Source organism: Candidatus Campylobacter infans, from assembly GCF_013416015.1.
Taxonomy (GTDB): domain Bacteria; phylum Campylobacterota; class Campylobacteria; order Campylobacterales; family Campylobacteraceae; genus Campylobacter; species Campylobacter infans.
This window is the reverse complement of sequence record NZ_CP049075.1, coordinates 948942-962609: the sequence shown is the minus strand read 5'-3', so window position 1 is coordinate 962609 and position 13668 is coordinate 948942. Positions and strand designations below refer to the sequence as shown.

At 35.8% G+C, this 13668-nt stretch carries 12 protein-coding genes; 11 read left to right on the top strand and 1 reads right to left on the bottom strand.

The window, feature by feature from the left end:
• Nucleotides 1-103: 103 nt before the first annotated feature.
• Genes CINF_RS04875 through CINF_RS04830 form a run of 10 tightly spaced genes read left to right on the top strand, consistent with a single transcriptional unit; the run spans nt 104 to nt 11247 of the window.
• Nucleotides 104-442 (top strand): DUF6394 family protein, encoded by a 339-nt coding sequence (locus CINF_RS04875; protein WP_178696142.1) that lies wholly within the window; start codon nt 104-106, stop codon nt 440-442.
• Nucleotides 443-481: 39 nt separating this feature from the next.
• Complete coding sequence (gene leuS / locus CINF_RS04870) at nt 482-2926, top strand: leucine--tRNA ligase (protein ID WP_179974692.1); 2445 nt, start codon at nt 482-484, stop codon at nt 2924-2926.
• A gap of 39 nt (nt 2927-2965) precedes the next feature.
• Nucleotides 2966-3496, top strand: a complete 531-nt coding sequence (gene lptE / locus CINF_RS04865; protein WP_179974691.1) for an LPS assembly lipoprotein LptE — start codon at nt 2966-2968, stop codon at nt 3494-3496.
• A gap of 8 nt (nt 3497-3504) precedes the next feature.
• Nucleotides 3505-5061, top strand: a complete 1557-nt coding sequence (locus CINF_RS04860) for a GGDEF domain-containing protein (RefSeq protein ID WP_179974690.1) — start codon at nt 3505-3507, stop codon at nt 5059-5061.
• A gap of 40 nt (nt 5062-5101) precedes the next feature.
• Nucleotides 5102-6772: a DNA recombination protein RmuC gene (locus tag CINF_RS04855; RefSeq protein ID WP_179974689.1), complete on the top strand. Its 1671-nt coding sequence runs from the start codon at nt 5102-5104 to the stop codon at nt 6770-6772.
• Entirely contained in the window at nt 6772-7737 is a 966-nt protein-coding gene (locus tag CINF_RS04850; RefSeq protein WP_179974688.1) for an asparaginase, read from the top strand. Before CINF_RS04855 ends, CINF_RS04850 begins: the two co-directional genes overlap by 1 nt.
• Nucleotides 7738-7791: 54 nt before the next feature.
• Complete coding sequence (locus CINF_RS04845) at nt 7792-8469, top strand: chemotaxis protein (RefSeq protein ID WP_178696130.1); 678 nt, start codon at nt 7792-7794, stop codon at nt 8467-8469.
• 5 nt (nt 8470-8474) lie between these two features.
• Nucleotides 8475-9737, top strand: a complete 1263-nt coding sequence (locus CINF_RS04840; RefSeq protein WP_179974687.1) for a peptidase U32 family protein — start codon at nt 8475-8477, stop codon at nt 9735-9737.
• An 8-nt stretch (nt 9738-9745) separates the two neighbouring features.
• Complete coding sequence (locus CINF_RS04835) at nt 9746-10222, top strand: TlpA family protein disulfide reductase (RefSeq protein WP_179974686.1); 477 nt, start codon at nt 9746-9748, stop codon at nt 10220-10222.
• A 41-nt stretch (nt 10223-10263) separates the two neighbouring features.
• Nucleotides 10264-11247: an agmatine deiminase family protein gene (locus CINF_RS04830; protein WP_179975942.1), complete on the top strand. Its 984-nt coding sequence runs from the start codon at nt 10264-10266 to the stop codon at nt 11245-11247.
• Nucleotides 11248-11424: 177 nt separating this feature from the next.
• Here CINF_RS04830 and fliP read toward each other — a convergent pair whose 3' ends face one another.
• Entirely contained in the window at nt 11425-12153 is a 729-nt protein-coding gene (fliP, locus tag CINF_RS04825; protein ID WP_179974685.1) for a flagellar type III secretion system pore protein FliP, read from the bottom strand.
• A gap of 102 nt (nt 12154-12255) precedes the next feature.
• Here fliP and glmU point away from each other — a divergent pair, with 102 nt between their 5' ends.
• A complete protein-coding gene (glmU, locus tag CINF_RS04820; protein WP_179974684.1) occupies nt 12256-13626 on the top strand; it encodes a bifunctional UDP-N-acetylglucosamine diphosphorylase/glucosamine-1-phosphate N-acetyltransferase GlmU in 1371 nt (456 codons plus the stop codon).
• Nucleotides 13627-13668: the final 42 nt, after the last annotated feature.

Genomic DNA, 13668 nt, shown 5'->3' with positions numbered 1-13668 from the left:
AATTAAATTATAAAATTTTAACGCCTAAGAATGAAAATGCCATGAAAATTGACGCTATTTGCAAAAATACAAATTTTAAAATAATATAAATCAAGGATAAAAGATGAATTGGAGCAGGGTTATTTATACTTTTTTTGCGCTAATGAGCTTAACTACGGTGGCTGGGTTTTTATATGATAAAAATGAAATCACGCTTTTTGTAGCAGCTAGTGTTAGTTTGATTTCTACTTTATTAAAAATTGGCGTTAGAAATATGCTCTCAGCTGAGCTTTTTGCTAGTTCTTTGGTGGCTGATTTGCATTTAATACCAGCTTTTGTAATGCATGTAACGGGCGGGAGCGCTACTATTGTTTATGCATTGGCTATTGGCGCAGCGGTTGCTAATGTGTTTTCTATGAGCTTGATTTTAGTAGAAGCAGACCGCACAAGAGATGAATATTAAAATTTTATTAAATCCTTAAAACACACAAAAAGGTCAAAAATGCACGCATACAATCCACAAGAAATAGAAAAAAAATGGCAAGAAATTTGGCTAAGTGAAGGCTATGCCGAGCCAAGCGATGATTATAGCAAAAAGAAAAAATATATTTTAAGTATGTTTCCGTATCCTAGCGGGCGTTTGCATATGGGGCATGTGCGAAATTACAGCATAGGTGATGCACTTTCACGCTATTACCGCTTGCGTGGGTATAATGTGCTTCAACCAATTGGCTTTGATAGTTTTGGTATGCCGGCTGAAAATGCCGCCATTAAGCACGGCATTCATCCTAAAAAATGGACTTATGAAAATATAGCTTATATGAGTAAAGAGCTAGATAGCTTAGGGTTTAGCTTTTCAAAGCGTAGAATGCTAGCAACTAGCGATGAAATTTACACTCGCTGGGAGCAAGAGTTTTTCATAAAAATGTATGAAAAGGGTTTGGTTTATCAAAAATCAGCCATAATAAATTGGTGCGAGCATGATGGCACCGTGCTAGCAAATGAGCAAGTAGAAGATGGTAAATGCTGGCGCTGCGGCAATGAAGTAATACAAAAACAAATGCCAGGATATTATCTAAAAATCACGCAATACGCTGGTGAATTGCTAGCTTGCTTAGATGAGCTTAAACAAAAATGGCCAAATCAAGTTTTAACTATGCAAGAAAACTGGATAGGGCAAAGTTTTGGCGTGGAGTTTGGCTTTAAGTTTGATGAGCAAAGCAAGGCTAAATTAGGCGGCAAAGATGGATTTAGCGTATTTACAACGCGCCCTGATACTGTTTTTGGTATGAGCTATGCTGCTCTTGCGCCAGAGCATGAGGTAGTAAAATATTTGCTTAATCACAACTTGCTAGATGAGCAAAAACAAAATCATTTAAAGCAAATTTTAAATCAAAGCCCAAAAGAACGCCAACAAGCCGATAAAGATGGCGTGGATTTAGGCATTTTTGTGTTTCATCCATTTAGCGGGGAAAAAATCCCTGTGTGGTGTGCTAATTTTGTGTTAAATGAATACGGTGGCGGAGCTGTGATGAGCGTGCCTGCTGGCGATGAAAGGGATTTTGAGTTTGCTAGTAAGTTTGCTTTGCCTATTATAAATATTTTTGATGATAAATCCTTGCCATATACGCAAAAAGACGCAACTTATATAAATTCTAGCTTTTTAAACGGGCTAGATTATAAACAAGCAAGCCAAAAAATCATAAGCGAGTTTGAAAATCAAGGCATTGGTAAGCGCGTGCTAAATTATAAATTGCGCGATTGGGGCATTTCTAGGCAACGCTACTGGGGCGCGCCTGTGCCTATGGTTCATTGTGATGATTGTGGGCTGGTGTGCGAAAAGCTTGAAAATTTGCCTATTACTTTACCTGATGATGTGGTAATTACTGGCAAGGGCAATCCTCTTGATACTCACCCAAGCTGGAAATTTTGCAAATGCCCAAAATGCGGTAAAGACGCAATTAGAGAAAGCGATACTATGGATACTTTTTTTGAGAGTTCGTGGTATTTTGCGCGCTTTGCTAGTGATGAACGCACCTGGGATAAATGTGCTTTTGATGAAAAAAGCGTAAATTACTGGATGAATGTAGATCAATACATCGGCGGGATTGAGCATGCTATTTTACACCTTTTATATGCTAGATTTTTTCAAAAAGCACTTAGGGATTTGGGATATTTAAGAGATAGCGAGCCTTTTAATGCTTTATTAACGCAAGGTATGGTGCTAAAAGATGGTGCTAAAATGAGTAAAAGCAAGGGCAACACAGTAGATCCTGATGAAATAATTGCTAAATATGGCGCTGATACTGCTAGGCTTTTTATACTTTTTGCTGCTCCGCCACAAAAAGAGCTTGAATGGAATGATAGCGCGGTTGAGGGCGCGTTTAAATTTATAAATCGTCTTTATGAGCGTGCTAAAAATGTTAAAATTTCTAAGAGCTTGCCTGTGATTAAGCATGAAATTTTAAATCAAAATGAAAAATATGCGCGCTTAAAAATTTATGAAGCCTTAAATAAAGCAAGCGAAGTTTATGAAAATACCTTTGCGTTTAATACCCTAATAGCTGCTTGTATGGAGGCTTGCAATGCCTTAAATGCTCAAAATAATAGCGATATTTGGAGCGAGGGATATTATATAATTTTAGCACTTTTAGAGCCGATAATTCCGCATGTTTGTGCTGAGCTTAGCCAAATTTTATTTGAGCGTGAAAATCTCAAAAACATAGCTAATGTTAAAATTTTAAACGAGGTTTTTTTAAGTGATAGTATTAATTTGGCTGTAACCATAAACGGCAAGCTAAGAGCTGAAATTAGCGTGCCAAGCGATGCAAGCGATAGCGATATTTTGCATTCAGCCAAGCAAGCTGTTTTTAAATGGCTAGATGGCAAGCAAATAATAAAAGAAATAGTAGTGCCAAAAAAGCTCGTAAATATCGTTGTAAAATAAATTTTAATTATTTAAAATTTGCTCTTTTGTAGGTTTTTGATGAAAAAATATTTTTTATTTATTTTTATTTTATTTTTTAGTGCTTGCGGCTATCAACCTGTAAGTAAAATAAGCCAAAACACGCTAGGGGATAATGTATTTGTCGAAGTTTTGGTTTCTAAGAGCGACCCACAAAACTCAGTGGCTGTAAAAGATGGCATTCGTAATGTAATCATAAAACGCTTAGGGCGCGATTTAACTAGCAAAGAAAACGCCGACACAACAATAATTGCAAGCATTAAAAGCATAACCTTTATGCCACTTGCTTTTGATGCTTATGGCTATGCAAATGGCTATAAAACTAGCGTTGTTTTGGCTTATGAGTTGCGTTTTAAAAATGGCTTGGTTGATGTATTAACGAGCGATGGCGAATATGATTTTTATATCACGCGCAAGGTCGAAGGCACGGAATTTACAGATTCTGTAATTAGTAATGAAGAGCGTTACCGCGCCATAACAAAAGCTAGTGAGGATTGCTTTGATGAATTAGTCGCAAAGCTAGCAATACACGGCTTAAAATCGCAAAATTAAGGCTAAAAATGGCAAGCATAGTAAGCGAAGTAATTAAAGATACAATAAAAGAAAGCACTCTGCGTGGTATTACGCTCACACCGCAAAATTATCAGCAACTTTTTTGTGAAATGTCTAAAAAACGCGGTCTTAGTTCGCCTGAGTGTAATAAATTAAATGAATATATTTCTAAACTTGATGTAAGCTATCAAAATGAATTGAAAAAAATGCCCGTTCGCAATGAAGGTGAGCTGTTTTTTTACCTTAGTTCGCGCTTAAATAGAAGCAAAAATGATAGTGGCTCAAAGCTACTTAGCCCACTTTGGATGCTAACAAAACGCATTTTAACTAGCATAAAATTACTCCACAACAAAAAAGCAAGCGCGCTAGCAAGCACAACCTTACAAAATCTTGATGGTAAATTAAATGAAACAAATATAAACTTAATAAAAGATAAATGGTTTGATTTTTTAAATACTCACGATGATAGTTATTTAAAGCCACTAGAAAAATACGGAGTAAGCACAAATGACGATTTGCGCGATATAATTCATAATATTTTAAATGCCGATTTAGATTATGCTGTAAGCAAAGATTATGGCTTGATTGCTAAAATTTTAATCACTTCACTTTCCCCTAGCATTACAACCGAGCTAAATGATGAGCTAGCCGAGCTTAGCAAAAGTATTTCTAATGCGCCTGAACTTATAGAAAATAATAATTTTCAAGGCGATATTAAAAAATTTATCTCCAAACGCATAAGCGTGGATAAGCAAGCCTTTAAAAGCAAGATTGAAATTTTAGATAAAATTTTAGATGATACACAAAATCAAATAGATGCTTATATTAAAAAATTTGGTGGCCAAAACGACACTAGCTTAACCACAATTAGACAGGATTTAAAAAAGCTAGACACAAAAGATGAATACAAAAACATCAAAACCAAGCTTGAAGATATGGCTTTTAGGATAAACACTAGTTTAGAGGATTTTTTATCTCGCTTGAATAGCTCTAAAAATACCATTCAATCGCTAAAAGAGCAGATTAAAGAGCTACAAATTCAGCTTGAAAAAACAGCCGCACAAGCTACAAATGATTTTTTAACCGGACTTTATACAAAGCGCGCTTTTGAGAGCGAATTAGAGCGCATAGAAGATGAATATAAAAATAAGCATTTGCCTTATTGTTTGTGCTTTTTTGATGTGGATCATTTTAAAAATATAAATGATACTTATGGGCATAGTGCTGGCGATGTAATACTATCTAAAATCGGGCAGATAATTGCTAAAAGCTCGCGTGGGATAGATATTTGTGCGCGTTTTGGTGGAGAAGAATTTGTGGTGATTTTGCCTCTTTGTGAGTTAAAAAAAGCAAGAGAATACGCCCAGCGCATAATAAACGCGGTTAGAAATTTTGAGTTTATTTATAAGGGGAGCAAGTTTAGCATTACTATGAGCTGTGGCATAGGCGTAAGAGAGCATTGTGCTAGCGCGCAAGCGTGCTTGGATTTTGCTGATTCAATGCTTTATGCTGCTAAGCACGGTGGCAGAAATTGTGTAAAAGATGAAAGCGATATTAAGGTTTAAGCTTTTGTGGCTTGAAATAAACTAAAATTTGGGGGTAAAGATGGATTTGGTTTTATTTATTACTTTATGTGTGGCAGCTATTGCGATTATAGCACTTGGCGTGCTTTTAGGTCAGTATTTTAACCTAGATAAAAAATATAAAATTTTAGAAAAATTTGGCAATGAGCTAAGTATGCAAAATATGACCCTAGAAGCTAATATCAAGCATAAAGATGAAATGCTAAATGAACAAAAAGCGCGCTATGAAAAGGATTTAAGCGATTTAAATGTAAATTTGAGCAAATTTTATGAAGCTAATTTACAAAAAGTAAGTGCTGAGCTTTTGAACCTAAATGCCAAAGAAATTAGCCAGCATTCAAGCAATATAGTAAGCGAGGTTTTAGAAAAAGAAATAAAACCTTTGCGCGAGGCTATGGATAAATATAGTAAAGAAAATGTGCGCTTAAATGCTATTTTTGATGCAAATTTTCAAGCACTTTCTAAGGCCACAGATGAAATAGGCAAAAAAACAGCCCAGCTAGCAAGTGCTTTGCGCGGTAATAAAAAAATCGTTGGGACTTGGGGCGAAACTCAGCTTGAATTGGTGCTTGAAAACAGCGGTTTAAAAGAAGGGCAAAATTATCAAAAGCAAGTTTATTATGTAGATGATGATGGCAAAAAGCGCTTTTTAGATGTGGTTGTGGATTTTGGCGTTAATAAAAAGGCTGTAATTGATGCTAAATGCTCGCTGGTGCATTATTTAGATTATATAAACGCTAGCGATAATGACGCAAAAATTACAGCCATCAAAGAACTAGCAAAAGACCTTAAAAACCACATAGATATTTTAGCCCCAAAAGATTATCAAAAATACAGCAAAGATGTATATGATTATGTTTTTATGTTTATTCCAAATGAAAATATCTTGCAATTAGCTATGCAAAGTAATTCTAATTTATATCAATACGCCTATGAAAAAGGTATATTTTTAACCACGCCTTTGACTATGCTAATGGCTTTACGCACTGTTTATTTGTGCTGGCAAAATCTAAAAATGGATGAAAACTCACGCCAAATTTTAGAGCTAGCTGGTAATTTGTATGATAAATTTTATGGTTTTGTTTTAGATTTTGATACCATCGAGCGCAATATCTCAACCCTAAGCAAAACTTACGAAAACGCTAAAAACAAGCTAAGCACAGGCAAGGGCAATGTGATAAAACGCATTGAGGATTTAAGATATTTGGGCGCAAGAGCTAGTAAGGATAAGAGTTTAAAAGATAAAATAGATTATGGCGATGAATGCGAGATTGTAGAAATAAATCCGCAAAATGAAGATAAAAATATCGCTAATTTGGAATTTAGCTCAAATGCTAGCGTAAATGATGAGGGTTTTTTGGCTCCAAAAAGTAATTTAAATGAAATTTCAAATAATACCACAAGTTTAAATAGTGATATTTTAAATGATGACGCAAACGAACAAAAAGCAAGCTCTCAAAATAATTTAGCCTCACAAAACATACAAATAGAAATGCTAAATAAAAGCAAGCAAAATGAAGAAGAGGTTAAAACAATCCGCAAAAAAGGTTTTAAAATTTGCGAACCAAATGAGCAAAATCAAAATTTACAAGCAAGCGATGAAAGCAGTAGCAAACGAAACCTAAAAACCAGACAAAGCAAGCAAAATGCGCAATTAAATGGCGCAGCATTTAGCATTAGCGATGCAAATTAATGCCTAAAAATATTATTATTTTAACCACAGGCGGGACGATCACAGGCCATAAAACAGCAGGGCCAAATAGCACATATGAGAGTGCAAAATTAAGTTTTGACGAGGTTTTTTCGCCCGCCTTAAAAAAGTTGGCTTCTAAAATTTTAAATATAAATATAAAAATAAAAAATATCCTTAACATCGGCTCGCAAGATATGAATAATCAGCATTTGCTAAAACTTGCAAAACAAGTCCAGCAAGCAAGTAAGCAAAATGATGGCGTGGTGATTATTCACGGCACAGATAGTATCGAAGAAAGCGCGTATTTTTTAAATTTAGTGCTAAAAACTAGCGCAAATATTGTTTTAACAGGCTCTATGCACACTAAGGATTCTTTGGTGTTTGATGGCGTGGCTAATATCTATGGCGCGCTTATAGTAGCTAGTAGCCAAAATGCTAAAAATTTGGGCGTTTTGGCTGTGTTTGATAATAAAATTTATAGTGCAAGGCAATTATACAAAACCCATTCTCGCAGCCTTGGGGCATTTAGTGGTCAAATAGGTATGGTTGTAGATAATAAGGCGATTTTTTATTTTCAAAGTAGCAAAGATCACACCTTAAATACGCCTTTTGATATTGCAAAAATAAATAATTTAGCCAAAGTTGATGTGATATATATTTGTGCTGATTTTAATGAAAAACTTTATGATTTTAGCCAAAGCGATGCTGTGATTTTATGTGCTATGGGAAATGCGAATTTGCCCAAAAATGCGCTAAACACACTTAGCAAGCTAAAAATTTTAAAAGTTAGAACCAGCAGGACAAACGCAGTAGATATTAGCAAAGATGGCGAAATAGATGATGAAAAATTTGGCTTTATTCGCGCAAATGATTTGGCTGCTTCAAAGGCTAGAATTTTGCTTATGTGCGCTCTTAGCCAGACAAAAAACACAGAGATTATTCAAGGCTTTTTTGATAGATTTTAGGGCAATTTTATTTTTTTGCGTTATAATTGCGGGATTTTTGATTAAGGATAGGCAATGACACAAAAAGAACTAGATGCTTTGATGGGTTATGATGCTAGCGATGAAGATAGCCAAGCTGATACCAGCGCAGATGATACAAGCAAAAGCCCTAGCAATGAAATTTCAAGTGATTTTAAAATAAACTCAGATGCTAATTGGCCGCCTCCACCACCAACAGCCGATCATAAAATGGTTCAACAATTAGATGATGTTACAAAAGATAGCGAAGAAAAAGCCACCCAAGTGCTTGATATGATTGATGCTTTAAATGCAATTTTAACAGATAGCGAGGCACAAGCCAATGAGGTAAAAGAATTGCTAAATAAAAATTTAGATATTTTTAGCAAACTAATGGATAAATTTCCTCATATTTCTACCTTTGTTACTCTAAAAGACGAAAATCAAAACGCAGTAAATAAAGTAGATGAAATAATTAAAAAGCTTCAAAATGGCCAAGATGATTGTATGTCTGTAATGGATGTGATGCAATACCAAGATATCCATCGCCAAAAAATAGAACGCGTAATTAATGTAATGCGTGCGCTTATTAAATATATGAATAGTTTATTTGAAAGCGATGTAGATGATAAAAAACGCCCACCAAGCGCGGTGTATTTAGATGGCGATAAAACCGATAATTTAATGAGCGATGAAGATATAGAAGCCTTAATCAATTCTTTTGCTAAAAAATAATAGTAATGAAAAAACCAGAGCTATTATCACCAGCGGGCAATCTAACTAAGCTTAAAATAGCACTTGAATACGGCGCTGATGCGGTGTATGCGAGTGTGGGGAGCTTTTCTTTAAGGGCTAGAAGTGGCAAAGAGTTTGATTTGGAGAGTTTTAGCGAGGGCGTGCGCTATACGCATTCTAAGGGTGCTAAATTTTATGCCACTTTAAATGCCTTTGCCTTTAATGGACAAATAGAGCCATTAAAACGCCACATAAAAGCTATGGCAGAAATGGGCGTTGATGCTTTTATTATCGCATCGGCTGGGATTATGAGCCTTGCAAAAGAATTAGCCCCAAATATACAAATTCACCTCTCAACCCAAGCAAATGTAATGAATTATTTAGATGCTAAGGTCTATATGGATATGGGCGCGCGCCGTATTGTGATGGCAAGAGAGCTTAGCTTAAAAGATGTGGTTTTGATTAAAGAAAAGCTACCAGAGCTTGAAATAGAGATATTTTGCCATGGTTCTATGTGTTTTGCTTATTCTGGGCGTTGTTTAATCTCAGCTGTGCAAAATGGCCGTAGCTCAAATCGTGGCGCGTGCGCAAATGATTGCAGGTTTGCTTATAATCTTTATGCTCATAATGAAAATAGCGGAGTGCTTTTTAAGATCGAGCAAAATGAGCAAGGCACGCATATTTTTAATTCAAAGGATTTAAATTTAAGCGCGCATATAGAGCAAATTTTAAAAAGCAACGCCATCGACAGCTTGAAAATCGAAGGACGCACAAAAAGCGAATATTATGTAGCTTGCGCTACTAGGGCTTATAGAATGGCTATTGATGATGCGATGAGTGGGAATTTTAGACCAGAGCTTTATGCTGATGAGCTAAATACGCTAAAAAATCGCGGTTTTAGCGATGGGTATTTGATTTCGCGCCCTTATGAAAAAACAGATATGCAAAACCTTGACACAAATATTTCAGAAGGCTTGGCGCAAGTGGAGTGTTTTAGCCAAGATGCTAAGAGTTTTTTGGCCAAGGGGCAAATTTATTTAAATAAAGATTATGAAATTTTAGCTCCCCTAAGCGCTAAATTAAAGCCCTTTAAAGATGAAATAGGTGAAATTTTTGAGCGCGATGGTAGGTTTTATTTGCGCTTTTTTAAACTGCTTAGCGTAAATGGTAAAGAATTTAATGAAATCCACAGCGGCAATACCAACGCCATTTTACTACCACAAAATATGCCAGCTTTTAGCTTTTTGCGCAGTAGAATTAATAAGTGAGTTAAGCTATGCGCATTAAAATTTTAATAATTTTGAGTGCGGTTTTGTTTTTTGTGGCTTGCGAAAATAAAAGAGAGCATTTTAGCGTAAATACAAATGAACGCTTTGTTAGCACTTATGAAGCAAGCACACAAATTTTAAAATTTGAAGGCGTAAATAAGCCTTTTGTGCTGTTTTTTTTTAGCAAGGATTGTGCTGTTTGTGCTGAGCAAATCCCTGTATTAAATGAAATACAAAAAAGCGGCGAGGCCAAGATAATAGGAATTTTAAATTACAAAACCAATAAAGCCGATGATATAAAAATGCTAAAAAGCAAGGGCGTTGAGTTTTCTACCATAAATGATGCAAAATCTGTAAAATATTTTTCAAATATCATAGGCGGAGTTTTTGGCACGCCTGTGAGCGTGATATATTCAGCAGATGGTAAAGAAAAACAGAAATTTTTGGGCTTGTATTCAAAAGCAGCTTTTATGAAAGAATTTTAAGCCAAACAAGGATAAAGCAAATGAAAACTAATCAAAATGGCGTGCTTAGAGCCTTTGGCGAATGGGAAGAACAAGAGCTTTTAATGCTGTCTTTACCGCATGCTAAAAGCGACTGGGCGCCGTATCTTAGCCAAATAACCGCATCTTATGTGGAATTTGCAAATGTGCTTTGTAGATATCAAAATTTGCTTTTAATCGCCCCTGACGAAAAATATTTTGAGCCATTTAAGCACATAAAAAACGCCAGCTTTTTTAAATGCGCCACAAATGATACTTGGATAAGAGATTATGGCGCCATAGATGTTTTGGGCGAAAATGGCGCGTTTAGCTATGATTTTAGCTTTAATGCTTGGGGCGGTAAGTTTGAAAGCGGGCTAGATGATAATGTAAATGCTTTATTGTTTGAAAGTGGAGCCTTAAAAGGTGAGCTTAGGCGCGTGCCATTCGTGCTTGAAGGCGGTAGTGTGGAGTTTAACGGGCGCGGAGTTTTACTAACAACTAGTAAATGCTTGCTAAATGAAAATCGTGCTCATAGCGATAAAGGCGCGCTTGAAATTAAACTAAAAGAATTATTTAATTTAGAGCGCATAATTTGGCTAGATCACGGAGAAATAATAGGTGATGATACCGATAGCCATATAGATACGCTTGCACGCTTTGTTAATGAAAAGGTTATAGTTTATTGTGCTTGCGATGATGAGAGCGATTTGCATTTTTTGTCACTTAAAGCTATGGAAAATGAGCTAAAAAATAGCGGATTTGAGCTGGTGCCGTTATTTTTACCGCGTGCTTTGGAGTTTATGGGGCGAAGGCTTGGGGCTACTTATTGTAATTTTGTTTTTATAAATGATGCTTTAATAGTGCCAACTTATGGAGATAAAAAAGCCGATGAGCGCGCGCTTGGCACGCTTAGAGAGGTGGTTAAAGACAGAGATATTATAGGCGTAGATGCTAGGATTTTTATACGCCAAAATGGTAGTTTGCATTGTAGCTGTCAAAACCGCTTTAAAGCAACGCGAAATTAAAATTTATTTAATTTAAAATATTTTTAAGCCAAATTTTAAAATTTATTTAATTAAATTTTAAGTTTGGCTTTCTTAGCAAGCCTAAAATCAACAAATTTTAATGCCTTAAATTTTAAAATTTATTTAATTTAAGATGTTTTTAAGCAAAATTCTAAAATTTATTTAAAATTTGGCTGATTATTTAAAACTGGCTACTAAATTTTCAACAAGCAAATTCCAACCATCAACCAGCACAAAAATAAGCAACTTAAACGGCAAAGAAATCATCACGGGCGGAAGCATCATCATACCCATAGACATTAGCACAGAGCTTACTATCATATCTATAACCAAAAATGGCAAATACAGCAAAAAGGCTATTTCAAAGGCGGTTTTAAGCTCACTAATCACAAAAGCCGGCGCGGCGATACTAAAAGGTATATCATCTACACTTGCTGGATTTGGTAGCTCTCTAATGCGGTAAAATAGCGCTAAATCCTTTTCTCTTGTATTTCTTACCATAAACTCTTTAAACGGCTTGCTACCTAGATCAAAGGCTTGTGTGTAGCTGATATTACCATCTAAATACGGCTTTATGCCTTGTTCGTAGCTTTTTTTGCCCACTGGCTCCATTATGAAAAATGTAAGAATTAACGCAAGCGAGATTAAGATATTAGTCGGTGGCATTTGTTGCGTGCCCATGGCTTGTCGCATAAATGAAAATACTATAATCAAGCGTAAAAAGCTAGTCATAATAAATAAAAGCGATGGTGCTAAGGCGAGCAAGGTTAAAACTATTATTACATTTAAGCTAGCAACTAAGCTAGCTGGTGTATCGGGCGCGCTTAGGCTAAGATTTATGCTAGGAATACTCTCAGCTCCAAAAGAGCAAACAAATAAACCAAAAAGTAAAAAAATGCTTTTCAAATCATATCCTAGCGCAAAAATAAGAGTGGATATTAGCTAATTTAATGTAAATTTATGCTGAGATTAGTTACAATGTGCCATCATTTTTTACGAAAGAAAGCTATGGACGCGGTTTCAGTTATTATATTAGCAGCGGGTGAGGGCACTCGTATGCATTCATCTAAGCCTAAGGTGCTTCATGAGGTTTGTGGGTATTCGATGCTAGCGCATGTTTTAAACGAAGCATTAAAGACAAGTGATGATATTTGCGTGGTTTTAGGGCATAAATTTGATGAGGTAAGCGCTCATTTAAATGAAAATTTTTCTTATGAAATGCGCAAAAAGGTGCATTTAGCTCGTCAAAATATACAAAGCCATCCAGGCACTGGTGGAGCTGTGATGGCTGCTATAAATAGCGTTAAAAATGACCGCGTGGTAATACTTTGTGCTGATACGCCTTTGATTAAAGCTAGGCATTTACACATCATAGCAGATACTGGCGCAGATGTGAATATCGCGGTATTTAAGACAAATAACCCAAATGGCTATGGGCGCGTAGTTTTAGGGCCTGATTCAAGCATTATAGATATAGTTGAGCAAAAAGATGCAGATGAAATGCAAAAAAGCATTAAATTATGCAATAGCGGTGTTTATAGCTTTAAAACCGCCGTTTTAAAAGAGCTTTTACCTAAAATTTCAAATAAAAATTCCAGTAACGAATACTATCTAACAGATTGTATATCCCTAGCCTTTGGCCTAAATCTCAGGGTGGGGCATGTGCTAGTTAATGATAGTGATTTTTTGGGCGTAAATGATAAGTTTGCCTTGGCTCAGGCTGAGTCTATAATGAGCCAAAGAATCAAAGAAACGCATTTAAGAAATGGCGTAATAATGCATTTGCCAGATAATATTTATATAGATGCGCGCGCAAGCTTAGAGGGCGAGTGCGAATTATGGCCAAATGTCGTAATAAAAGGCGAATGCGAGATAGAAAATAGCGTGATTGAAAGCGGGGCTGTGATTGTCCAAAGCAAGATAAAAAATGCGCACATTAAAGCAGGCTCTATCGTAGAAAATAGCGTAGTAGAAAATAGCCAAATTGGCCCTATGGCGCATTTGCGTCCGCACAGCATTATAAAACACACACAAATTGGCAATTTCGTAGAGCTTAAAAATGCTAATTTAAATGGAGTAAAAGCAGGGCATTTAAGCTATCTTGGCGATTGCGAGATTGGAGTTGGCTCAAATATCGGCTGTGGCACGGTTACTTGTAATTACGATGGAGTAAAAAAACATCAAACAAAAATAGGCAAAAATGTATTTGTTGGCTCAAACACTGCCTTTGTAGCGCCTGTGTGTATTGCTGATGATACGGCCATTGCTGCTGGTTCTGTGGTTACTCAAAACAGCAAAAAGGGCGATTTAGTAATCGCTCGCTCAAAACAAGAAAATAAAGAAAACGGCTTTTACAAGCTTTTTGGTTCAAAAAAGTAAAATTTTAATATTAAAATTTGCTTAATTTAAAATTTAAAGCCT

Bases quoted from the DNA above. Each gene is read 5' to 3' on its own strand.
- CINF_RS04840 (WP_179974687.1), top strand. From the start codon at position 8,475: ATGAAAAAACCAGAGCTATTATCACCAGCGGGCAATCTAACTAAGCTT.
- CINF_RS04850 (WP_179974688.1), top strand. From the start codon at position 6,772: ATGCCTAAAAATATTATTATTTTAACCACAGGCGGGACGATCACAGGC.
- CINF_RS04875 (WP_178696142.1), top strand. From the start codon at position 104: ATGAATTGGAGCAGGGTTATTTATACTTTTTTTGCGCTAATGAGCTTA.
- leuS (WP_179974692.1), top strand. From the start codon at position 482: ATGCACGCATACAATCCACAAGAAATAGAAAAAAAATGGCAAGAAATT.
- CINF_RS04860 (WP_179974690.1), top strand. From the start codon at position 3,505: ATGGCAAGCATAGTAAGCGAAGTAATTAAAGATACAATAAAAGAAAGC.
- lptE (WP_179974691.1), top strand. From the start codon at position 2,966: ATGAAAAAATATTTTTTATTTATTTTTATTTTATTTTTTAGTGCTTGC.
- glmU (WP_179974684.1), top strand. From the start codon at position 12,256: ATGGACGCGGTTTCAGTTATTATATTAGCAGCGGGTGAGGGCACTCGT.
- CINF_RS04855 (WP_179974689.1), top strand. From the start codon at position 5,102: ATGGATTTGGTTTTATTTATTACTTTATGTGTGGCAGCTATTGCGATT.
- CINF_RS04845 (WP_178696130.1), top strand. From the start codon at position 7,792: ATGACACAAAAAGAACTAGATGCTTTGATGGGTTATGATGCTAGCGAT.
- CINF_RS04835 (WP_179974686.1), top strand. From the start codon at position 9,746: ATGCGCATTAAAATTTTAATAATTTTGAGTGCGGTTTTGTTTTTTGTG.